The sequence below is a fragment of the Streptomyces sp. NBC_00670 genome (assembly GCF_036226765.1).
GTDB lineage: Bacteria > Actinomycetota > Actinomycetes > Streptomycetales > Streptomycetaceae > Streptomyces.
Genome location: NZ_CP109017.1, coordinates 6,143,815 through 6,166,488, shown reverse-complemented (window position 1 = coordinate 6,166,488; position 22,674 = coordinate 6,143,815). Strand labels below are relative to the sequence as shown.

The window sequence follows — 22,674 nt, the reverse complement described above, 5'->3', positions numbered from 1 at the left end:
CACCGTCGCGGAGCCGGGCTCCGTTCCTCCGGCCGAAGGGACGGAGGAACGGAGCCCGGCTGCTACGGGCCGCCTACGACAGCGGCGGGTAGGCGTTCTTCATCAGTTCCTGGAACTGGGCGGAGAACCAGTGGCCCGACAGCGGGGCGTCCGGCAGGGCGCCCGACATGCTGTTGCCGTTGCGTGCGTTGCCCGTGTACGTCGGGTCGCACATCCGGTCGAAGCCCTTGCCCTCGTCGTTGTCGACGGCCTGGCTGGCGCCGTCGGACTCACCCGGGGGCTTCATCCACACGTAGGCGTCGATCCCGGCCTCGGGAGCGGCCTGCGGGCGCTCGCCCAGACCCGCGCCGGACTGGTTGCACCAGTTGCCGACGTGGATGCGGCGGTCGATGCGCCCGCCCTCGACGTACGTGTCGACACTGGTCTTGGCCCCCGGCCCGGTGGGCCGCTGGGAACCGCCCCAGCCGTTGCGGGAGGTGTCGATCAGCATGCCGATGTCGGAGTTGAAGCCGGCCGAGATCGCCTCCTCGCGGAAGGCCTGGGCGTACGACAGCTCGTCGACGTACCGGTTCCAGTCCACCCACTTGGACTGGCGCACGGAGGTGCCGTTGACGGTGTCGTTGATGGTGAAGTTCTCCTCCTTCAGGGCGCTGTAGTTGGCGGTGTTGGTGATGAAGCCCTGGACGTCGTCGACGGTCGCGCCCTCACTGGTGGCCGCCTGCGCGAACAGCTGTGCCGTGGGACCGAAGTTGTCGTCCCAGCCGAGCCAGCCGTGGTGGCCGGCGTCCACGTAGTTGTAGACGTTGGGGATCGCGCCGAGCTGGGCCAGCGCGTAGCCGACGCCCTTGATGTAGTTGCCGTTGGCCTTCATCGTGTCGCACTGGGGCGTGGCGGTCGCCTTGCCGCCGGTGTTGGTGATGAGGTTGGGCAGCGAGTCGATCTCGATGGTGGCGACGATCCGCAGCGAGGCGTACTTGCTGTCGGAGAGGATGTCGGCGATCGGGTCGATGAAGTCGGACTTGTACTTGTCGATGTCGTCGGGGCCGAGTTCGCCGTTGGAGGCGAGGGCGGAGCAGTCGCGGCCGGGCAGGTCGTAGACGACCAGCTGGACGACCTCCTCGCCGCTGCCCTTCTGCTCCAGCGCCGCGTCGAGGTGGTCGCGCAGGCCCATCCCGCCGTTGACGCCGTCGATGGCGGCGATACGGTCCAGCCACACCCCGGTCGGCTCGTCGGCGACCCGGTCGCCGCCCGGTTCGGCGGCCGCGTGGGCGGACCACTCGGGGTTCACGTACACCTTGGCGCCGGCGTACGGGTTGTCCACGCGGTCGGACGGGTCGGTGGTGCCGCCCCCGTCGTCCCCGCCGCCCCCGTCGTCCCCGCCGCCGCCGGCGTCGACGTTGCAGGTGACGCCGTCGAGGGTGAAGCTCGCGGGCACGGCGTTGGAGCCGCTGTAGGTGCCCTGGAAGCCGAAGCTGGTCGAACCGCCGGTGGCCAGGGTGCCGTTGTAGCTCTCGTTGCTCGCGGTGACGGTGCTGCCGCTCTGGCTGATCTTGGCGTTCCAGCCGCTGGCGACCTTCTGGCTGCCGGCGTAGGACCACTTCAGCGACCAGCTGGTCTTGGCGGCGCTGTTGTTCTTGACGGTGACGTTGGCGGTGAAGCCGGAGCCCCAGTCGTTCTGTATCCGGTAGTCGACGGAGCAGGGAACGGCCGCGGTGGCGGCGCCTGCGGTGGGTGCCATGAGGGCGGTGCCCGTCCCCCCGGCGACCAGCGCCAGGGCGGCGAACAACGCTGTTCTGGTACGGCTCATGAGTGCGGGTTTCCTTCTTCCTGTCGGGTGTTGTCCCGGTTCGGTCCGCGTGGTGCCGTGCGGGGTCATCCGTTCAGGGCGCGCAGATGGTCGCGCAGCCCGGCTCCGTACGACGTGGGTGTGCCGTCGTAGTCGGAGATCAGGGAGGGACCGGAGGAGCAGTCCCAGGTGTTCCAGGTCCAGCCCAGATAGGACAGGTCCCGGTCGTCGAACCACTTCATGACCTGGTCCGTGAAGGAGTGCGCGCAGGTGTTCTCGCCGATCTCCCCGGCCACCAGCGGCACCTCGGCCGCGACCGGGGCGAGCGTGGAGTTCCAGCAGCTCTCGTTCGCGCAGGTGTTGAAGTTGTAGACGTGGTAGGCGGCGGCGAGATTGCCGGCCGGGTCGTCCGGCTCGTACGTGAGCCACTGGCTCAGGTCGTTGGAGTACGCGAGCCCGCCGACGAGAATCAGGTTCTCGGCGCCGGTGTCGCGCACCGCGTCGACCAGGTCCTGCATGCCGGCCACCTCGTAGCCGATGCCGGGGCAGGTGCCGCCGTCCCGCCAGCACTGCCACGCCTGGGCGGTCGTGGCGGTCGCGCGGTCCGGGTAGGGCTCGTTGAACAGGTCGAACGCGACGGCCCGGTCGTCCTTGAAGGTGTCGGCCACCGACGACCAGAACGACGGCGTGTACTGGGCGTCCGGCATCGGTTTCTGGCAGGTGGCGTGCACGTCGGTGCAGCCCGCCGAGTTGCCGGTGTACTCGCCGTAGGTCCAGTGCAGTTCGACGACCGGGTTCATGCCGTGCGCCTCGACGCGGGCGACCAGATCCTTGACCGCGTTGATGTAGTTGGCGCCGCCGTACTCGGCCTTGACGTTCGAAAGGCCCAGCCAGCACTCCTCGTTGAGCGGGATGCGGACGGTGTTGGCGTCCCAGTCGGCGATCGCCTGGAGGGCGTCGTCGTCGACCGGGCCGTCCCAGATGCCATAGCCTTGGACGCACATGAACTCGCCGCCGGAGCGGTTCACGCCGAGCAGCCGCCGGTCCTTGCCGTCGGCGTCGACGATCCTGTTGCCGGAGACGTGCAGTGCGGGCGGCACACCGTCCGCACCGTCGTCCGGCGGGTCGGTGGGGTCGGTCGGCGGATCGGTGGGATCCGTCGTGCCGCCGTCGACGTTGCAGGCCGTGCCGTTGAGCGTGAACGACGTCGGCACCGCGTTGCTCCCCGACCACGAGGCCAGGAACCCGGCGCTGACGCTTCCACCGGACGGCAGCGAGCCGTTGTAGCTCTCGCCGGCGGCGGTGACACGTGTGCCGGACTGGGACCATTTCGCGTTCCAGCCCTGGTCGATCTTCTGGCCGTCGGCGAAGTCGAAGCCGAGTGTCCAGCCGCTGAGCGCCGCCGTGTTGTTGGTGATCTTCACGGAGCCCTGGAAGCCGCCGGCCCACTGGTTGGTGACGGAGTACTCCACCGTGCAGGCGGGGGCGGCGCCCGACGCCGTGACCACCGGAACCGTCACGCTCCCCAGGAGCGCGACCGCGCCGGCCACGGCTAAAAGCATTGAACGCGGGGGGTGTCGCATGAGCGACTCCTTGCAGCTCGGTCGCGTCCGGGACGGACGCGTCGACTGATGGAATCGCTCCCACTGGTGTGGGGAAGGTAACGCCAACTCACGGTCACAGCCAAGGGGGTTGCATGCGAAACTCCGCGAAACCGGCCCCTCACCGTAGGTGAAGCCGAGAGAATTCTTTTCGACTCTTCACACGACTTGACCGCGAGGGCCCCTCTCCCCACTATGGGAGCGCTCCCACTGGTTCACAGCTTGTCGCTCCTCCCCCCACTTGCCAGAGCCGCAAGGAGGAACCAGCACGATGGAACCCTCACGCAGTCCCAGAGCCGGACGCAGACGCAGACGCCGTACCGCACGGCGGCTGTGGACCGCCGCCGTGGCGGCTCTCGCCCTTCCGTTCGCCCTGCTGTCGGCGGGATCGACGACCGCACACGCGGCCTCGGTCCAGTGCGGCGTCGACTACAGGACCAACGACTGGGGCTCCGGCTTCACCGCCGAACTGACCCTCACCAACCGGGGCTCCGAGGCCCTGGACGGCTGGACCCTGACGTACTCCTACGCCGGCAACCAGAAGCTCAGCAACGGCTGGAACGGCACCTGGTCGCAGTCCGGGCAGTCGGTCACCGTCAAGAACGCCTCCTACAACGGCAAGGTCGCCGCCGGCGCCGCCGTCACCACGGGCGGGCAGTTCACCTACAGCGGCACCAACGCCGCGCCCACCGACTTCGCCGTCAACGGCACCAGCTGCACCGGCGCGCACCAGCCGCCGGTGACCGTGCTGACCAGCCCGAGCGCCGGCGCGGTCTACTCGCAGGGCGACGCGGTCCCGCTCGCGGCCACGGCCGCCGCGGCCGACGGGGCCTCGATCTCGAAGATCGAGTTCTACGACGACACCACGCTGCTCGGCACCGACACCAGCGCGCCCTACACCTACGCGGCCTCCGGTCTTTCCGTGGGCGGTCACTCGCTGGTGGCGAAGGCGTACGACAGCCTCGGCGCGTCGGCGGAGTCGACCCCGGTCGGCATCACCGTCGCCTCCGGACCCGCGATCGTCGCCTCACCCAGTCAACTGGGCGTCCAGCAGGGCAAGTCGGGCACCTACCAGGTGAAGCTGTCGACGAAGCCCGCGGCGAACGTGACCGTGACGACCGCCCGCACCGACGGCAACAGCGGACTGACCGTCACCGGCGGCGCCTCGCTGACCTTCACCCCGTCGAACTGGGACACCGCGCAGAAGGTGACCGTCAGCGCCGACGACTCCGGCACCGGCGCCGCCACCTTCACCTCGACGGCCACCGGCCACGCCAAGGCCACCGTGACCGTCACGGAGCTCTCCGCCTCCACGGCGTACGACGCCCGCTTCCTGGACCTCTACGGGAAGATCACCGACCCGGCCAACGGCTACTTCTCCCCCGAGGGCATCCCGTACCACTCGGTGGAGACGCTGATCGTCGAGGCGCCCGACTACGGTCATGAGACCACGTCGGAGGCGTACAGCTATCTGCTGTGGCTCCAGGCGATGTACGGCAAGGTCACCGGCGACTGGTCCAAGTTCAACGGCGCCTGGGACATCATGGAGAAGTACATGATCCCCACGCACGCCGACCAGCCGACCAACTCGTTCTACAACGCGTCCAAACCGGCCACCTACGCGCCCGAGTACGACACCCCGGACGAGTACCCGGCCGAGCTGGACACCGGCGTCTCGGTGGGCACGGACCCGATCGCGGGCGAGCTGAAGAGCGCGTACGGCACGGACGACGTCTACGGGATGCACTGGATCCAGGACGTCGACAACGTCTACGGGTACGGCAACGCGCCCGGCAAGTGCGAGGCCGGGCCCACCGCGGAGGGGCCGTCGTACCTCAACACCTTCCAGCGCGGCCCGCAGGAGTCGGTCTGGGAGACGGTCCCGCAGCCGACCTGCGACGCCTTCAAGTACGGCGGCAAGAACGGTTACCTGGACCTGTTCACCGGTGACGCCTCCTACGCCAAGCAGTGGAAGTACACCGACGCCCCCGACGCCGACGCGCGCGCCGTGCAGGCAGCGTACTGGGCGGACGTGTGGGCCAAGGAGCAGGGCAAGGGCAGCGACGTCTCCGCGACCGTCGGCAAGGCCGCGAAGATGGGCGACTATCTGCGCTACGCGATGTACGACAAGTACTTCAAGAAGATCGGCAACTGCGTCGGTCCGTCGGCCTGCGCGGCCGGCACCGGCAAGGACGCCTCGGCCTATCTGCTCTCCTGGTACTACGCCTGGGGCGGCGCCACCGACACCAGCGCCGGCTGGGCCTGGCGGATCGGCTCCAGCCACGTCCACGGCGGCTACCAGAACCCGCTGGCCGCGTACGCGCTCAGCTCCTACGCCGACCTGAAGCCCAAGTCGTCCACCGGCTCGGCCGACTGGTCCAAGTCCCTCGACCGGCAGCTGGAGTTCTACCGCTGGCTGCAGTCCGACGAGGGCGCGATCGCGGGCGGCGCGACCAACAGCTGGCAGGGCAGATACGCCACCCCGCCGAGCGGCACGTCCACGTTCTACGGCATGTACTACGACGAGGCCCCCGTCTACCACGACCCGCCGTCCAACCAGTGGTTCGGCTTCCAGGCGTGGTCGATGGAGCGCGTCGCCGAGTACTACCAGCAGACGGGCGACGCCGACGCCAAGACGGTCCTGGACAAGTGGGTCGACTGGGCGCTGTCCGAGACCACGATCAACCCGGACGGCACCTACCAGATCCCGTCCACGCTGCACTGGTCCGGGCAGCCGGACACCTGGAACGCCTCCAGCCCCGGTGACAACAGCGGCCTGCACGTCACCGTCGCCGACTACACCAACGACGTGGGCGTGGCCGCCGCGTACGCCAAGACGCTGACGTACTACGCCGCCAAGTCCGGTGACGCGGAGGCGAGGACGACGGCGAAGGCGCTGCTCGACGGCATGTGGGACAACTACCAGGACGACCTCGGCATCGCCGTCCCGGAGACCCGCGCCGACTACAACCGCTTCGGGGACAGCGTGTACGTCCCGAGCGGCTGGACCGGCACCATGCCCAACGGCGACACGATCGACTCCTCGTCGACGTTCGCCTCGATCCGCTCCTTCTACCAGGACGACCCGGCGTGGTCGAAGATCGAGAGCTATCTGGAGGGCGGCGCCGCGCCCGTGTTCACGTACCACCGGTTCTGGGCCCAGGCGGACATCGCGCTCGCGATGGGCTCGTACGCGGAACTCCTCGAATAGCCCCCGTCCGAGGTTCCGCGTACGGGGTCCCGTCGCCTGGGGACGGGACCCGCACCGGGCCGGGCGGCCCTCCGCGCACGCGGGCCGCCCGGCCGTCCGTTTCCCCCTTCGCTCCCCCACCTGGAAGCTCACCTGGAAGGGACCTCCCACCGTGCGAAGAACCCGTGTCCTCACGGCGGTGCTCGCGCTGACCGCCGGTCTGCTGTCCGGGGCCGCCCCCTCCGTGCGCGCGGCGGACGGTGCCGCGGCGCACCCACCGCCGCCGCGTGCCGCCGGCACGTACGCCTGGAAGAACGCGCGCGTCGACGGGGGCGGCTTCGTCCCCGGCATCGTCTTCAACCGCTCCGAGAAGAACCTCGCCTACGCCCGCACCGACATCGGCGGCGCCTACCGCTGGCAGCAGTCGTCGAAGACCTGGACCCCGCTCCTTGACTCGGTCGGCTGGGACGACTGGGGGCACACGGGGGTGGTGAGCCTCGCCTCCGACGCCGTCGACCCCGACAAGGTGTACGCGGCCGTCGGCACGTACACCAACGACTGGGACCCGACGAACGGTGCCGTGCTGCGCTCCGACGACCGGGGCGCGAGCTGGAAGAAGGCCGAGCTGCCGTTCAAGCTGGGCGGCAACATGCCGGGGCGCGGCATGGGCGAACGGCTCGCGGTCGACCCGCACAAGGACAGCGTGCTGTACCTCGGCGCGCCCGGCGGCAACGGGCTGTGGCGGTCGACGGACTCGGGGGTCACCTGGTCGCAGGTGAAGGACTTCCCCAATGTCGGGAACTACGCCCAGGACCCGTCCGACACCTCCGGGTACGCGAGCGACAACCAGGGCATCACCTGGGTCACCTTCGACGAGTCGACGGGCTCGGCGGGCAGCGCGACGCGGACGGTCTACGTCGGGGTCGCCGACAAGGACAACGCGGTCTACCGCTCGACGGACGCCGGCGCCACCTGGACCCGCCTCGCCGGGCAACCGACCGGCTACCTCGCCCACAAGGGCGTGCTCGACGCGGAGAACGGCTACCTCTACCTCGCCTACAGCGACACCGGCGGCCCGTACGACGGCGGCAAGGGGCGGCTGTGGCGGTACGCGACCGCGAGCGGCACCTGGACCGACATCAGCCCGGTGGCGGAGGCCGACACCTACTACGGCTTCAGCGGGCTCACCGTCGACCGGCAGCATCCGGGCACGGTGATGGCGACGGCGTACAGCTCCTGGTGGCCGGACACCCAGATCTTCCGCTCCACCGACAGCGGCGGCACCTGGACCAGGGCGTGGGACTACACGTCCTACCCCGACCGCGCGAACCGCTACACGATGGACGTGTCCGCCACCCCCTGGCTGACCTTCGGCGCGCACCCCTCACCGCCCGAACAGACCCCCAAACTGGGGTGGATGACGGAGTCGCTGGAGATCGACCCGTTCGACTCGGACCGGATGATGTACGGCACGGGCGCCACGGTCTACGGCACCGAGGACCTGACGAAGTGGGACAGCGGCGGCCGGTTCACGATCACGCCGATGGTGCGCGGCCTGGAGGAGACGGCGGTCAACGACCTGGCCGCTCCCCCGTCCGGCGACGCGCGGCTGCTCAGCGCGCTGGGCGACGTCGGCGGCTTCCGGCACACGGACCTGACGAAGGTGCCGTCGATGATGTACACTTCGCCGACGTTCACGTCGACGACGAGCCTGGACTTCGCCGAGTCCGACCCGGACACGGTGGTCCGCGTGGGCGATCTGGACTCGGGTCCGCATGTGGCGTTCTCGACGGACGACGGGGCCCACTGGTTCGCGGGCACCGACCCCGCGGGCGTGAGCGGCGGCGGTACGGTCGCGGCGGGTGCGGACGGCAGCCGGTTCGTGTGGAGTCCGGCGGGTGCCGGTGTGCAGTACACGACCGGGTTCGGTACGTCGTGGCAGGCGTCGAGCGGCATTCCCGCGGGTGCGGTGGTCGAGTCCGACCGGGTGGACCCGAAGACCTTCTACGGCTTCGAGTCCGGGAGGTTCTACGTCAGTACGGACGGCGGGGCGACCTTCACCGCGTCGGCCGCGACCGGGCTGCCCGCCGGGGACAGCGTGCGCTTCAAGGCGCTGCCCGGCACGAAGGGTGACGTGTGGCTGGCGGGCGGGGCGAGCGACGGGGCGTACGGCCTGTGGCACTCCACGGACGCCGGGGCGCACTGGACGAAGCTGCCGGACGTCGACCAGGCCGACACGATCGGCTTCGGCAGGGCGGCGCCGGGTGCGTCGTACCAGACGCTCTACACCAGCGCGAGGGTCGGCGGGGTGCGCGGCATCTTCCGCTCCACGGACAGGGGTCTGCACTGGACCCGGATCAACGACGACGCCCACCAGTGGGGCTGGACGGGCGCGGCGATCACCGGTGACCCGCGGGTGTACGGGCGCGTGTACGTCTCGACCAACGGCCGGGGAATCATCTACGGCGACCCGTCCGGCACGCGTGCCCGGGGCCGGACGGCGGACCCGTCCGGCTGACGGCAGGGGCACGGCGGGCGCGTGCCGGGATTCCGGTACGCGCCCGCTCGTGTGCTCAGTAGTTGCCGTTGGTGATCATGTCGCCGTCCTTGCCGTACACCGTGACGAGCCCGTTGTCGGACTCGTAGCAGCTGGTGAACGCCGAGGTGATCAGCTTGGCGTCGCCCGCGTTGGCGCTCATGAAGCCGCCGGTGAAGTCGGTGAAGACCTCGGCCGAGTCGAGGATGTCGTTCCGCTTGTCGGTGCCGGTCACCTTGGTGACGTGCTCGACGGCGTCCTTCTCGCCGGCGGTGCCCTTCTTGGCGACACAGGCCTTGAACTGGTCGGCCTGGCTGCCGGTCGACTTGTCGTCGCTCTTGTCGTCGTCCTTGGCGCCGCTGCCGCTCTTGTCGCCCTTGTCGCTCTTGGCGTCGTCGCCGCTCTTGGCCGCGTCGTCCTTCGCGGAGTCGTCCTTGGCCTGGCCGCTGGAGACGGTGCTCTTCTTGTCGTCGTCCCCGCCGCCCACCGCGGCGACGACGATGCCGAGGACCACGAAGAGGGCCAGCACGCCGAGACAGCTGAAGCCGACGATCCTGCCGGTGTTCCGGCGGGGCGGCTGCGGCATCGGCGGCGGGGTGCCCCAGCCGGGCTGCTGCGGGTACTGCGGCGGGTAGGGCGCCTGCTGCTGCGGGTTCTGCTGGTACACCGGCGGCTGCGGGTGCGGCGGGTACGGCGCCTGCTGCGGGTCCTGCGCGTGCTGCGGGTCCTGCGGGAACTGCGGGTTTTGCGGGTTTTGCGGGTTCATGGTCCCCCCATGGTGAGGCTGTGGTGCACGTGGATGACTCGTGTAAGGAGGACATGGTTGCGGAAACGAGACGTACATCACCCTTACGATTCATAGAGGGTCATTGGTGCGGGAGGGCCACGAGGGGAACGCGGGAGGCCGCCCGCGGTGTGCGGACGGCCTCCGAACGTGCTGCGGGGGGGACGTCAGGGGGTGTAGACCGAGGGGCGCGGGGCCGTCGACATGCCCGAGCCGAGGAAGAAGCTCGGGTGCGGCGGCTGGTTGTACGCGGTGTTCTGCCAGGCCAGCGCCGTGCGGTACTGGGTGTCGTGGAGCAGGGTGGTGATCCGGGTGCTCGTCTCGTACGGCGTGGAGTAGATCCGCAGGACGGTGTTGTTGGTGCTCGGCCAGACGACCTCCTCGCGCCAGTCGCCGAGGATGTCCCCGGCCAGCGACGGCGTCGCCTTGGTGCCGTTGTTGGAGTGGACCCCGGACGCGGTCAGCAGCCGGGTGTCGGACGAGGTGCCGTACTTGTCGATGTGCGTGGCGTCCAGCAGTTCGCGTGTGGTGTCGCCGTCCCACCAGGACAGGAAGTTGGTGCTGGACGGCTTGCGGCTCGCCACGACCGTGCCCTTGGGGTCGCGGATGCCGCTCTCCGACGACGACCAGGACTCGGCGCCCGCGCTGCCGGACCAGATGTCCCCGCAGACGCCCCGGCCGTTGTCGCCGCCCGCGGGGGTGGACCAGATGACCTGCCCGGTCCTCGCGTCCGCCATGTACGACGACGGTTTTGACGAGTCCTCGTCCACCTTGAACTCCTCCAGGCCGGAGCGGGAGGGGTCGAGGTCGCCGACGTGCATGGCGTCGCCGTGACCGTTCTTCGTGGTCCACAGCGCGTAGCCGTTGTCGTCGACGGCCATCGCGCCGTACACGATCTCGTCCTTGCCGTCGCCGTCGACGTCCGCGACGGAGAGCTGGTGGTTGCCCTGGCCGTCGTAGCCCTTGCCGCTGTTGGTGGAGGAGTTGGTGTCGAAGGTCCAGCGGCGGGTGAAGGCGCCGTTGCGCCAGTCCCAGGCGGCGACGACGGTACGGGTGTAGTAGCCGCGGGCCATGATCAGGGACGGGCGCTGCCCGTCGAGGTAGGCGGTGCCGGCGAGGAAGCGGTCGACGCGGTTGCCGTAGGAGTCGCCCCAGGAGGAGACGGTGCCGCGGGCCGGGACGTAGTCGACGGACTGCATGGCCTTGCCGGTCTGCCCGTTGAACATGGTCAGGTACTCGGGCCCGGAGAGGACGTAGCCGCTGGAGTTGCGGTGGTCGGCGGAGGAGCTGCCGAGGACGGTGCCGGTGCCGTCCTTGGTGCCGTCGGCGGTCTTCATGGCGATCTCGGCCTTGCCGTCGCCGTCGTAGTCGTACACCTGGAACTGGGTGTAGTGCGCGCCGGAGCGGATGTTCCTGCCGAGGTCGATGCGCCAGAGGCGGGTGCCGTCGAGCTTGATGCCGTCGACAACGGTGTTGCCGGTGTAGCCGGACTGGGAGTTGTCCTTGGCGTTGGTGGGCTGCCACTTGAGGACGAACTCCAGCTGTCCGTCGCCGTCGAGGTCGCCGACGGAGGCGTCGTTGGCCTCGTAGGTGTAGGAGACGCCGTCGGGGGTGGTGCCGCCCGCCGGGGCGCTGATGGGCACGTCCTTGTAGCCGCCGCGGAACTGGATGGCGTGCGCGGAGTCGCCCTGTTCGGTGCCGTTGACGACGGCGCGGACGGTGTAGTCGGCGGAGTCGGGGGCGCCGGAGTGGAAGTAGTCGGTGGAGCCGGTGACGGGGCTGGAGTTCACCTTGGTGCCGGCCCGGTAGACGTTGAACGACACGTCGTCGGGGTCGGTGGCGAGCCAGCGCCAGCTGATCAGGTTGCCGCTGTCGGTGTGCACGCTGACGAGGCCGCGGTCGAGCTTCTCGACCTGGCGTGCGGTGGTGGCGGCCGCGGCGGGGCCGGGGGCGAGGGTGGTGAGGGCGGTGGCGAGGAGGGCGGTGGTGGCCGCCAGGGCGAAGGAGAGGGTTCGTCTGGGGTGACCGTTTCCCACGGGGGACCTCCGGAGGCGGGGGCTGGGTTCCGTGGGTCAGTCGCCGCCGGGTGGGGGGAGGTTGCCGGGGTGGGCGGGCCCGGCCGCCTCAGTAGCGCTCGCGGTAGGCCTTGAGGACGTCCCTCGTGCGGGCGGCCGAGGCGGCGTGGGCGGACATGTGGTCCAGGACCTCGAGGTGGGTGGCAACCTCCTGGCGGTTGTCCAGGTAGAGCGCGCCCGTGAGGTACTCGCTGTAGACCATGTCGGGCAGTTCCGGCTGGGCGAAGCGGAACAGGGTGAAGGACGTGTACGTGCCGGGGTGCGGGCCGGACGCGAACTCGGCGACCTGGAGCGTGATCCGGTCGTTCTCGCAGGCTTCGAGGAGCCGGTCCAGCTGGTCCCGCATCACCTCGGGCCGCATGCTGACCGGCCGCAGCAGTGCCGTCTCGTCCATGATGACCCACAGGTGGGGGGCGTCCTCGCGGGCCAGCAGCTTCTGCCGGTGCATCCGCAGCGACACATGCCGTTCGACGTCCTGGGGGCTGGTCTGCCCGATCGTGCCGGCCTCCATCACGGCCCGCGCGTAGCCTTCCGTCTGGAGCAGCCCGGGCGCGAAGTGCGGCTCGTAGGAGCGGATGACGCGTGCCGCGCCCTCCAGGCTGACGTGCATGCTGAACCAGTCGGGCAGCACGTCGTGGTACCGCTGCCACCAGCCGGGTTCGTTGGCGGCCTCGACCAGCGCGACGAACGCGGCGACCTCGTGCTCGGGGACGCCGTACGTGGTGAGCAGCACCTGGACGTACGGGATCTTCAGCGTCACCTCGGCCATTTCCATGCGCCGCACGGTGGCCGGGGCGACCCGCAGTACCTGTGCGGCCACCTCCCGGCGCAGTCCGGCCGCCTCGCGCAGTTCCTGCAGGCGTCGGCCGAGCACGACCTGGCCCACGGTGGGCGCGGCCCGCCGTTCGCTCACGCCACGCCTCCCCACGTGCCGAAGTGTGCGTGCGGTGTGGCGTTTCCCTGAATCCGCCTCCACCGCTCCCCGCATGAGATCATGTCATCCGATCGGAATGCCAGTCCTCTGAGGTACTTGGGCGTCCCGGAGGGCGGGCGTACACCTGTGAATTCCGGGAGAGGAGCGAGGTCATGGCGGTCGAGCCGTTGTCGCAGGAGGAGATCGGTCACCGGCTGGCGGAGCTGCCCGGCTGGTCGCTGACGGACGGCCGGCTCACCCGGTCCTACCGCCTCGGCTCCCATTTCGCGGCGACCGCGATGGTCGTGCACATCGCCCAGGTCCAGGAGGAGTTGAACCACCACTCCGACCTCACCCTGGGGTACGACACGGTGGCGCTGACCGTGCACACGCACAGCGCGGGCGGCGCCGTCACCGCGCTCGACTTCGACCTCGCCCGCCGGGTGGCGGACCTCGCGCCCGTGCACGGCGCGCACTGACCCTGCCGAGCGCACCGAGGGGGAGGCCGGGATGCTCGACTACGACCAGGAGGCCGAGCGGTACGACGACCTGCGCGGCGGCGAGCCCCGTGCGGCGGCCGCCGCCGAGGCCGTGCTCGCGCTGCTGCCGGACGGGTGCCGCACGCTGCTGGACGCGGCGTGCGGCACGGGCATCGTCACCCGCCGCCTCGCCGCGGCGCGGCCGGGCACGCGGGTGGTGGGGGCCGACCTCTCCTTCGAGATGACCCGCCGGGCGGCCGCGCGGCTGCCCGGCGCGGTGGTGCGCGCGGACACCCGACGCCTGCCGTTCCCCGACGGACGCTTCGACGCGGTCGTCACCATATGGCTGCTGCACCTCGCCCCGCACGCGGACGAGGTACGGGCCATGGCCGCCGAGTGCGCGCGGGTGCTGGCGCCGGGCGGGGTGTGGGTGACGACGGTCGACAAGGCCGCGGCGCACAACGTGGGCAGCGACATCGACGCGGTGATGGCCTCCCGGCCGCGCAGTGAGCCGCGGGACGCGGCGGACGACGTCGCGGCGTACGCCGCCGGGGCCGGGCTGGTGCCCGCCGGGCGGGGCGGGTTCCGGGGGCAGGGACGCAGCCCCCGGCGGGCGCTCGCGGACCTGCGCCGGGGGTGGTTCGTGACGTTGCCGCCGGGGGATGCGGCGGCGGAGTCCTTCGCGGCGCAACTCGCCGCGCTCCCCGACCAGGACCGGGCCCGCCCGGCCCCCCGGTTCGCCCTACGGGCGTTCCGGAGGCCGGACGGCGCCCAGTAGCCCGGGGGTTCGGTTCGTTGGCGGGTGCGGGTGGGATGTGGTTGCTCGCGCCCACGCGGCGGAGCCGCACATCGACACAGCCCCGCGCCCCTGAAAAGCAGGGGGCGCCCCCTGCTTTTCAGGGGCGCGGGGAACTGCGCGACAAGCCACGACGCACCCGCACCCGCCAACGAACCGGACCCCCCGAGCTATGACGCGTTCTTCCCACCCCCGTCCTCCTCGTCAACGATCTCCGCGTCCACCACACCCTCCTCCGAACCGCCGGAGGCGGAGGCGGAGTCGGAGGGGGCCGCCCCCTGATACATCGCCTGCCCGAGCCGCTGGCTCACCTGGGCCACCTTCTCCACCCCCGCCCGGAGGGCACCCACCTCGGGCTCGCCGGACAGCAACCCCTTCAGCTCCCCCACCGCGGACTCCACGTCCGCCTTCACGTCCCCGGGGACCCGGTCCCCGTTCTCCCGCAGGAAGGCCTCCGTCTGGTACACGAGCTGTTCCGCCTGGTTCCGCGTCTCCACCGCCTCCCGGCGCCGGCGGTCGTCCTCCGCGTACTGCTCGGCGTCCCGCATCATCCGGTCGATGTCGTCCTTCGGCAGGGCGGAGCCGCCGGTGACCGTCATCTTCTGCTCGCGCCCGGTCGCGAGATCCTTCGCCGAGACGTGCATGATCCCGTTCGCGTCGATGTCGAAGGCGACCTCGATCTGCGGGATGCCGCGCGGGGACGGCGGCAGTCCGGTCAGGTCGAAGACGCCCAGCTTCTTGTTGTACGCGGCGATCTCGCGTTCGCCCTGGTAGACCTGGATGCCCACGGAGGGCTGGTTGTCCGCGGCGGTGGTGAAGATCTCCGAACGCCGGGTCGGAATGGTCGTGTTGCGCTCGATGAGCTTGGTCATGATGCCGCCCTTGGTCTCGATGCCCAGGGACAGCGGGGTGACGTCGAGGAGGAGGACGTCCTTGACGTCGCCGCGGATGACGCCCGCCTGGAGCGCCGCGCCGACGGCGACGACCTCGTCGGGGTTGACGCCCTTGTGCGGGTCCTTGCCGGTGAGTTCCTTGACCAGTTCGGTGACGGCCGGCATCCGGGTCGAGCCGCCGACGAGGATGACGTGGTCGATCGCGGAGAGCTTCACCCCGGCGTCCTTGACGGCCTGGTGGAAGGGCTGCTTGCAGCGCTCCAGGAGGTCGGCGGTGAGCTCCTGGAACTGGGCGCGGGTGAGCTTCTCCTCCAGGTGCAGCGGGCCGGCCGCGGAGGCGGTGATGTAGGGGAGGTTGATGGTCGTCTCGGAGGAGCTGGACAGCTCGATCTTGGCCTTCTCGGCGGCCTCGCGCAGCCGCTGGACGGCCATCTTGTCGGCGGCGAGGTCGACGCCGTGGTGGGCCTTGAACCGTGTGACGAGATGGTCCACGACCCGCTGGTCCCAGTCGTCGCCGCCCAGACGCGTGTCGCCGTTGGTGGCCTTGACCTCGATGACGCCGTCGCCCATCTCCAGGAGCGACACGTCGAACGTGCCGCCGCCGAGGTCGAAGACGAGGACGGTCTGCTCGTTCTCCTTGTCCAGGCCGTACGCCAGCGCGGCCGCCGTCGGCTCGTTGATGATGCGCAGCACCTTCAGGCCGGCGATCTCCCCGGCCTCCTTGGTGGCCTGCCGCTGGGCGTCGTCGAAGTAGGCGGGCACGGTGATCACCGCGTCCGTGACGTCCTCGCCGAGGTACGCCTCCGTGTCGCGCCGCAGTTTCTGCAGCACGCGGGCGGAGAGTTCCTGTGCCCGGTAGCGGGTGCCGTCCACCGAGCCCTGCTCCGGGAAGCGCCAGTCCGTGTCGCCCATGTACCGCTTGACGGAGCGCGCGGTGCGCTCGACGTTCGTCACGGCCTGCCGTTTGGCGACCTCGCCGACCAGTACCTCGCCGTTCTTGGCGAAGGCGACGACCGAGGGGGTGGTCCTGGCGCCCTCCGCGTTGGCGACGACCGTGGGATCACCGCCCTCCAGGACCGCCACCACCGAGTTCGTCGTCCCGAGATCGATCCCGACCGCACGCGCCATCGTCGTACCCCTTCTCGACCGGATTCCGCCCCTGCCCGTTCTCCTACGTGCCCTGCACACGCCACCGACTGCTCTGCACTCCAGCACAAAACTTGAGCGGGCTGTTGTCAACCCCTCTTTCGGCCCCCGTACGTCCGCCGGGCTCCGGGTACCCCGGGGACGACGAAAGCCGCGCCCCCCGAAGTGCGGGGACGCGGCTCGTCGTACGTGTACGGACCGTCAGGCGAGCTTCGCGGTCAGGGTGATCTCGGTGCCGGCCAGGGCCTGGCTGACCGGGCAGTTCTTCTTGGCGTCCTCGGCGGCGGCGGTGAACGCGTCGGCGTCCAGGCCGGGGACGGTGCCCTCGACGGTCAGGTGGATGCCGGTGATGCCCGTGCCCGGCTGGAAGGTGACGTCGGCCTTCGTCTCGATCTTGGTGGGCGGGGTGCCGGCGCCGGCCAGGCCGTGCGACAGCGCCATGGAGAAGCAGCTCGAGTGGGCGGCGGCGATCAGCTCTTCGGGGCTGGTCTTGCCGTTGGCCTGCTCGGCGCGCGACGGCCACGACACCGGCTGCTGGCCGATGCCGGAGGAGTCGAAGGTGACGACACCGTTGCCCTCGAGCAGGTTGCCTTCCCAGACGGTGTGCGCGGTGCGCGTGGTTGCCACTGTGCGTCCTTCTTTCGAATGTTGTGCGAAGCGGTTCCCGGCACGGGTACCGGCCCCATCCGATCACATTCCCGCCCGGCGCACCCGCCCGTTCAGGCCGCCCGCTCGTCGGCGTCGTCGCCGCCCTCGCCGCCGGTGACCGCGGGAGCGCGGTCGGTGGGCCGGGGGACGACCGTGCCCGGCTCGGGGTCGACGGGGATCTGCGGGCCGTCGCACTCGCGCAGCCAGCGCGCGAGCACCCGGTGCACCTCCTCCGCGCCGGTCAGCTCGGCACCGTCCGCGACGGGCGGGCTGAACTCCAGCGGCGACAGCAGGAACGGCCGCCCCTGCGCGCCCCCGAGCCCGCCGTGCGAGCCGATCTGCTCCTCGAAGGCGAGCACCTCGCCGTCGGCCGGGTCGTACCAGGAGTTGACCATGATGTCGGCGGTGTGCGGGAAGGAGTGCGTGCGCCGTACGGCGTCGGCGGCGCCGGGGCCGAAGTCGGCGAGCGGGCCCGGGTGGGCGTCGCTCAGCTCGTCCACCGGCACCTCGGCGCCGTGCGCGGCGAGCACCACCCCGCCGTGCTCCTCACTGCGCACCAGCAGGAAGCCGATGCCGGGGTGGTTGGCGAGGGTGGACAGCAGCGCCGGGTGGCGGCGGTCGATCTCCTCCTTGCTCATCCGGTGCGGCACGTCCGGAAAGGAGACCAGGCCGAGGTTGCCGGAGGCGAGCACGACGGGTTCGGCGGCGGAGCGGGGCGCGGGCACCGAGCGGCGGTCCGGGCGGGTGTGGCCGCATGCGGTGTGCCGGTGCCGGTCGCCGTCCCCCTCCACCGGGCGGCGCAGCGCGGCCCGTACGGCGGAGCGGGCCTCGGCGCCGCTGTGGGTGCGCTGCGCCCGGCGCGGCACGGGCAGCCCGCAGCCGGCCCGGACCAGATCGCCGAGGCCGAGTCCGTAGCGCGTCTGGAAGGTCTCGCCGGGGCTCTGGCCGTGGTCGGACAGGACGACGATCCGGTACGGGCGCGGCGCCATCTCGGCGACGTGCGCGATCAGCGCGAGCGCGCGGTCGAGCCGGGCGAGCACCTTCCCGGCGTCCCCGCTGTGCGGCCCGGAGTGGTGGGCGACCTCGTCGTAGGCGACCAGGTCGGCGTAGACGGCGGTGCGGCCGGCCAGCATGTCGCCCATCACCGCGGCGACGACGACGTCCCGTTCGACGACGGTCGCGAAGGCGCGGATGAACGGGTAGAGCCCGCCGCGGCCGACCCGGGGCCGCTGCTTGCGCAGCCGGGCACGGGTGGACTGGACGATCTCGCGGCACACCTCGGCGACGAAGGACAGGGCGGTGCGCACCGCGTTGGCGGGGTCGGAGAAGTAGGCGAAGTAGCCCGCGCGGGACCGGTTCGCCCGGCCGCGGCGCCGGATGGCTATCGACAGCACCAGGGCCTGTTCGCCGGCGCCGCCGCTGAAGAGGTTGCCGCGGCTGGCGCCGTCGACGGCGAGCAGTCCGCCGTGGCCGGTCCGCTCCACGGCCCGGCGCTGGAGTTCGGCGGCGCTGGTGGGCCGGTTGGCGACGACGGTCTCGCCGGTGTCCTTCTCGTACCAGCGGAAGGCGGGGACGTCGTGGTTGGAGCCGTGCAGGATGCCGAGCTGGCTGGCGCCGGTCTGGCTGGACCAGTCGGTGCGCCAGGGGATCAGCCGGTGGGTGGGAGCGGCCGCGGCGGCTCCCTGGGCGGGGGCGGTGCCGGGGACGGTGGCGGGGGTGACGACGGCATCGTCAGCGGTCTTCCTTTCGTGGCCGGGCGTGGCCGCCGTGCCCATGGCCACGCCCAGCCAGGCGGCGACGGCGGGCATCAGCCCCTTGAGCACGGCGTCCGTCAGTACGTCGTGGCCGACGCCGTCGAGCTGGAGGAAGACGGTGCCCGGGGAGGACGGCCCGGACTCCGCCGCCGCGCGCCGGCGGCGGCGGTCGGCGAGCCGGTACAGGCGTCTGCGGTAGGCGTCGTCGTCCCGTACGGCGAGGGTGGCGCCGGTCGCGGAGGCGACGGCGGACATCACGGCGGCGACCACGACCGCCGTCTCCGGGGCGGCCTCGCCCCGGCCCGAGGGGTTGAGGCGGAGGGCGACGAGGAGGAGGGAGCCGTTGAGGAAGAAGACGAGCAGGCCGAGGACGAGGGCGGGGACCAGAAGGAGGAACCGGACGAGGAGGGGCCAGGCGAGGGCGGAGAGCAGGCCGAAGACACCGGCGCCGGCGGCGGCGGTGACGGCGATGCGGGTGGCGCTGTCGCCGGTGTCGGACTGGAGCTGGAAGTCGGGGAGGAGGCCGGCGAGGACGAGCATGGTGAGGGTGGAGACGGCCCATACGGCGATGCTCCGCAGGGTGCCGCGGAACAGGCTCCGCCAGCGCTTGTTCCGCACGTCCACCTACCTCGCTCTTTTCCGGGCCAGGGTTCGCCCGGCCCTGCCCAGCGTGCCATACGTACGTATTTCGCCCCCGCGGAGGGGCTCCGCCCGTACCCCGGGCGCCTGAGAGCTCGGGTGGGTGGGTTCGTGGGCGGGTGCGGGTGGGTGGGGGCTTGTCGCGCAGTTCCCCGCGCCCCTTAGAAGCCAGAGGGTGCCCCACTGCTTTTAGGGGCGCGGGGAACTGCGCGATCAGCCACACTCGACCCGCGCAGCCGTCAGCGGCCGTCGTAGCCCGCCGTCGGCATGGACAGACGGCGGTGGACGCGCGCCTTCGCGTCCGCGTCGTACGCGGGCTCCGCCCGCCCGACCGTCTCCATCCGCACCCCCCGCCGCGCACACTCCGCCGCGAACTCCTCCACCGACGCCAGCGCCCGCTCCAGCACCCGCCGGCTCGGCGCGACGAACAGGTCGACGTGGCCCGACTCGACGTCCGACCACAGCGCCCCGTGGTCGGGACGCAGCCCGCGGACGAGGAGTTCGCGCGTGACCACGTACCCCCGCTCCGCCGCCCACCGCGCACACATCGCGTGCTGGCTGCGGGAGTCCACGAGGAAGGGGTCCGCGTCGAGTTCCTCCAGCGGCGTCAGACTGGCGATCGCCGCGACTCTCAGCGGCACGCCGCCCTCCCCCGTCGCGCATGGAACCGGGGAGCCGGGGCACGGCACTTCCGGAGCGGTACGCGGATCTCCCATGGTGTCCCCCCTCACCTCAGGGTTTCGCCGCCGACCCTACCGCTGCACGTAGGCTCGGGGGGAGTCGCACGAAGGGAGCAAAGGGAGTGCCGGTGGAGATCACCTGGTGGGGCCATGCCACCTGCACGGTCGAGGACTCCGGCACGCGGGTGCTGACCGATCCCCTCTTCACGCGCCGGCTCGCGCATCTGCGCCGCCGCCGGGGCGCCCCGCCCCCGCCGGCCGCCGCACTGGCGGACCTGGCGCTCGTCTCCCATCTGCACGCCGACCATCTGCACGTCCCCTCCCTGGCCCGGCTCGCACCCGGCACCCGGGTGCTGCTGCCGCGCGGTGCCGTACGTCAGGTGCCCTCCCTGCGCCGGCTCAGGCATCTGCGGCTCACCGAGGTCGCGCCCGGCGACGAGACGCGGATGGGCGGGCTGCTGGTGCGGACGGTGCCGGCCCGGCACGACGGCCGCCGGCTGCCGTTCGGGCCGCACCGCTCCCCCGCGCTCGGGTTCGTCGTCGAGGGCGCGGCCCGTACGTACTTCGCCGGGGACACCGGGTTGTTCGAGTCGATGGCGAAGGAGGTCGGACCGGTCGACGTGGCGCTGCTGCCGGTCGGCGGCTGGGGCCCGTACCTGGGCGAGGAGCACCTCGACGCGGACCGGGCGGCGCAGGCGCTGGCCCGGCTGGAGCCGCGCAGCGCGGTGCCGGTGCACTACGGCACGTACTGGCCGATCGGCATGGACGCGGTGCGCCCCCACGAGTTCCACACGCCGGGCGCGGAGTTCGTGCGCCGGGCGGCGGTGCACGCGCCGGAGGTGGCGGTGCATCTGCTGCGGCACGGCGAGAGCGTGCGGACCGGTGGGCCGGAGGGCGCCGCGTGAAGGCGCTCGCGCTGGTGCCCTCGATGCTGCCGGCGGCGCCCACGCAGCAGGCGTTCGGTTATCCCTCGCTGTTCCTGCTGGTGCTGATCGGGGCGCTGGTGCCGGTCGTGCCGACGGGGGCGCTGGTCAGCACGGCGGCGGTCGTCGCCTTCCACCAGAGCGCGCCGCTGGCGCTGCTGCTGGTCTTCCTGGTGGCCTCGCTCGCCGCGTTCCTCGGGGACGTGTCGCTGTACTGGCTGGGGCGGCGGGGGATGCGGTCGAAGAACGGGTCGCGGTGGCTGGAGGCGATACGGGCGCGGGCGCCGGAGGAGCGGTTGGCACAGGCGCAGGAGAAGTTGGGCGAGCACGAGGTCGCGGTGCTGACGCTTTCCCGGCTGGTGCCGGCGGGGCGGATACCGGTCATGTTGGCGTGTCTGATGGCCAGGATGCCGATGCGGACGTTCGTGCGGGGGGATGTGCCGGCGTGTGTGGCGTGGGCGGTGACGTATCAGTTGATCGGGATTCTGGGCGGCTCGCTGTTTCGCGAGCCGTGGGAGGGGGTGCTGGCGGCGGTGCTGTTGACGGTGACGATCAGTGTGGCGCCGAGTCTGTGGCGGCGGGTGCGCAGGGCTGCCGCCGGCTGAGCGAGGGTTTCCTCGCCCCCGCCGCCCCTACCCTTCCCGTCCCTTCAAGGGGCTCCGCCCCTTGGACCCCGCACGGGGCTCCGCCCCGTTTCGCGCAGTTCCCCGCGCCCCTTTCAGGGGCTCACGTCAGTACCGCTGAACCCCCCACCGGGAGGTCCCACAGGTCCTCGCGGGAGCGCCCCGTGCGGGTCCAGGCCGCGCGGACCCGTTCCAGAGGTTCCAGCACTGGCTCGGGGGACAGTACGAACGTGCCCCAGTGCATCGGGGCCATCCGCCGCGCGCCCACGTCGAGCGCGGCCTGCACCGCCTCCTCCGGGTCGCAGTGGACGTCCCGCAGCCACCACCGGGGGTCGTACGCGCCGATGGGGAGCAGCGCCAGGTCGATGCCGGGGTAGCGGCGGCCGATCGCGCGGAACCAGTGGCCGTAGCCCGTGTCGCCCGCGAAGTACACCCGCCGGCCGTCGGGCGCGGTGAGGACCCAGCCGCCCCACAGCGTGCGGCACGTGTCGGTGAGGCTGCGCTTGGACCAGTGGTGGGCGGGGACGAAGTCGAAGCGGACCCCGCCGAGTTCGGCCGCCTCCCACCAGTCCAGCTCGGTGACCCGGGTGAAGCGCCGGCGCCGGAACCAGCGGGCGAGGCCGGCCGGCACGAAGACCGGGGTGTCGCGCGGGAGCCGGCGCAGCGTGGGCGCGTCGAGGTGGTCGTAGTGGTTGTGGCTGATGACGACGGCGTCGACGTGCGGCAGGCTGCTCCAGGCCACGCCGACGGGGGTGATCCTGGCGGGGGTGCCGAGGATGCGGCGCGACCAGACCGGGTCGGTGAGCACGGTGAGGCCGCCGATCCGCACCACCCAGCTGGCGTGCCCGGCCCAGGTGACGGCGACGGTTCCGGCGTCCACCGCGGGCAGCGGCCGCGGGTCGTACGGCAGCAGCGGGATGTCCTTCAGCGCCTCGGGGCGGGGCCGTATCGCGCCCTCGCGGACGAGCCGGGCGTAGGCCCCGAGCCCGGGCAGGGGCGCGGTCAGCCGGTCGACGAAGGAGCGGGGCCAGCGGCGCGGTTCGCCGAGGGGGCGCGGGTCGGTGGGGTGCGGCGGGGCGAGGGCGGTGCGGGGGCCGGCGGCCGGGGACACCGGACCGCGGACGGGGAGGGAGGCGGCGGCGTCCGCCGGGGCAACGGATCTGGTGGTCGGCTCGGACTGCTGCGTCATCGAGTGGGCTCCCCTCGCT

Annotated in this window: 16 protein-coding genes; 6 read left to right on the top strand and 10 right to left on the bottom strand. The window is 71.7% G+C overall.

Annotated features, from left to right (window positions below):
• Positions 1-73 precede the first annotated feature (73 nt).
• Both OIE12_RS27280 and OIE12_RS27275 read right to left on the bottom strand, forming a co-directional pair.
• Positions 74-1,807, bottom strand: coding sequence for a glycoside hydrolase family 6 protein (locus OIE12_RS27280; RefSeq protein ID WP_329139733.1), 1,734 nt, complete (start codon positions 1,805-1,807; stop codon positions 74-76).
• A 65-nt stretch (positions 1,808-1,872) separates the two neighbouring features.
• Positions 1,873-3,369 carry a cellulose binding domain-containing protein gene (locus tag OIE12_RS27275; protein ID WP_329139731.1) on the bottom strand — a complete coding sequence of 499 codons (1,497 nt, stop codon included), beginning with the start codon at positions 3,367-3,369 and terminating at the stop codon, positions 1,873-1,875.
• Between the two features lie 289 nt (positions 3,370-3,658).
• On the opposite strand from OIE12_RS27275, the gene OIE12_RS27270 reads away from it, so the two are divergent.
• Positions 3,659-6,598, top strand: coding sequence for a glycoside hydrolase family 48 protein (locus OIE12_RS27270; protein ID WP_329139729.1), 2,940 nt, complete (start codon positions 3,659-3,661; stop codon positions 6,596-6,598).
• 151 nt (positions 6,599-6,749) lie between these two features.
• Positions 6,750-9,095 carry a xyloglucanase gene (locus tag OIE12_RS27265; RefSeq protein ID WP_443053924.1) on the top strand — a complete coding sequence of 782 codons (2,346 nt, stop codon included), beginning with the start codon at positions 6,750-6,752 and terminating at the stop codon, positions 9,093-9,095.
• 55 nt (positions 9,096-9,150) lie between these two features.
• Here the strand turns inward: OIE12_RS27265 and OIE12_RS27260 are convergent, their stop codons facing one another.
• The 3 genes from OIE12_RS27260 to OIE12_RS27250 form a co-directional block, all read right to left on the bottom strand.
• Positions 9,151-9,879, bottom strand: coding sequence for a hypothetical protein (locus OIE12_RS27260; RefSeq protein ID WP_329139727.1), 729 nt, complete (start codon positions 9,877-9,879; stop codon positions 9,151-9,153).
• Positions 9,880-10,064: 185 nt separating this feature from the next.
• Positions 10,065-11,933: a rhamnogalacturonan lyase gene (locus OIE12_RS27255; RefSeq protein ID WP_443053923.1), complete on the bottom strand. Its 1,869-nt coding sequence runs from the start codon at positions 11,931-11,933 to the stop codon at positions 10,065-10,067.
• An 88-nt stretch (positions 11,934-12,021) separates the two neighbouring features.
• Positions 12,022-12,885 carry a helix-turn-helix domain-containing protein gene (locus OIE12_RS27250; RefSeq protein ID WP_329139725.1) on the bottom strand — a complete coding sequence of 288 codons (864 nt, stop codon included), beginning with the start codon at positions 12,883-12,885 and terminating at the stop codon, positions 12,022-12,024.
• A gap of 173 nt (positions 12,886-13,058) precedes the next feature.
• Between OIE12_RS27250 and OIE12_RS27245 the strand changes: the two genes are divergently transcribed.
• Positions 13,059-13,364, top strand: coding sequence for a 4a-hydroxytetrahydrobiopterin dehydratase (locus OIE12_RS27245; RefSeq protein ID WP_329139723.1), 306 nt, complete (start codon positions 13,059-13,061; stop codon positions 13,362-13,364).
• Between the two features lie 31 nt (positions 13,365-13,395).
• Positions 13,396-14,142 carry a class I SAM-dependent methyltransferase gene (locus OIE12_RS27240; RefSeq protein ID WP_329139721.1) on the top strand — a complete coding sequence of 249 codons (747 nt, stop codon included), beginning with the start codon at positions 13,396-13,398 and terminating at the stop codon, positions 14,140-14,142.
• Positions 14,143-14,330: 188 nt separating this feature from the next.
• On the opposite strand, the gene dnaK is transcribed toward OIE12_RS27240, so the two are convergent.
• From dnaK to OIE12_RS27220, 4 genes are all read right to left on the bottom strand, one after another.
• Positions 14,331-16,181 carry a molecular chaperone DnaK gene (dnaK, locus tag OIE12_RS27235; protein ID WP_329139719.1) on the bottom strand — a complete coding sequence of 617 codons (1,851 nt, stop codon included), beginning with the start codon at positions 16,179-16,181 and terminating at the stop codon, positions 14,331-14,333.
• Positions 16,182-16,400: 219 nt separating this feature from the next.
• Entirely contained in the window at positions 16,401-16,826 is a 426-nt protein-coding gene (locus OIE12_RS27230; protein WP_329139716.1) for an OsmC family protein, read from the bottom strand.
• A 92-nt stretch (positions 16,827-16,918) separates the two neighbouring features.
• Positions 16,919-19,219, bottom strand: coding sequence for a phage holin family protein (locus OIE12_RS27225; protein WP_329142258.1), 2,301 nt, complete (start codon positions 19,217-19,219; stop codon positions 16,919-16,921).
• Positions 19,220-19,479: 260 nt separating this feature from the next.
• Positions 19,480-19,956 carry a hypothetical protein gene (locus tag OIE12_RS27220; RefSeq protein ID WP_443053921.1) on the bottom strand — a complete coding sequence of 159 codons (477 nt, stop codon included), beginning with the start codon at positions 19,954-19,956 and terminating at the stop codon, positions 19,480-19,482.
• Positions 19,957-20,042: 86 nt separating this feature from the next.
• On the opposite strand from OIE12_RS27220, the gene OIE12_RS27215 reads away from it, so the two are divergent.
• A complete protein-coding gene (locus OIE12_RS27215; RefSeq protein WP_329139714.1) occupies positions 20,043-20,825 on the top strand; it encodes an MBL fold metallo-hydrolase in 783 nt (260 codons plus the stop codon).
• A 23-nt stretch (positions 20,826-20,848) separates the two neighbouring features.
• A complete protein-coding gene (locus tag OIE12_RS27210) occupies positions 20,849-21,448 on the top strand; it encodes a DedA family protein (RefSeq protein WP_329142255.1) in 600 nt (199 codons plus the stop codon).
• Positions 21,449-21,569: 121 nt separating this feature from the next.
• Here OIE12_RS27210 and OIE12_RS27205 read toward each other — a convergent pair whose 3' ends face one another.
• Positions 21,570-22,655: an MBL fold metallo-hydrolase gene (locus OIE12_RS27205; RefSeq protein ID WP_329139712.1), complete on the bottom strand. Its 1,086-nt coding sequence runs from the start codon at positions 22,653-22,655 to the stop codon at positions 21,570-21,572.
• Positions 22,656-22,674: the final 19 nt, after the last annotated feature.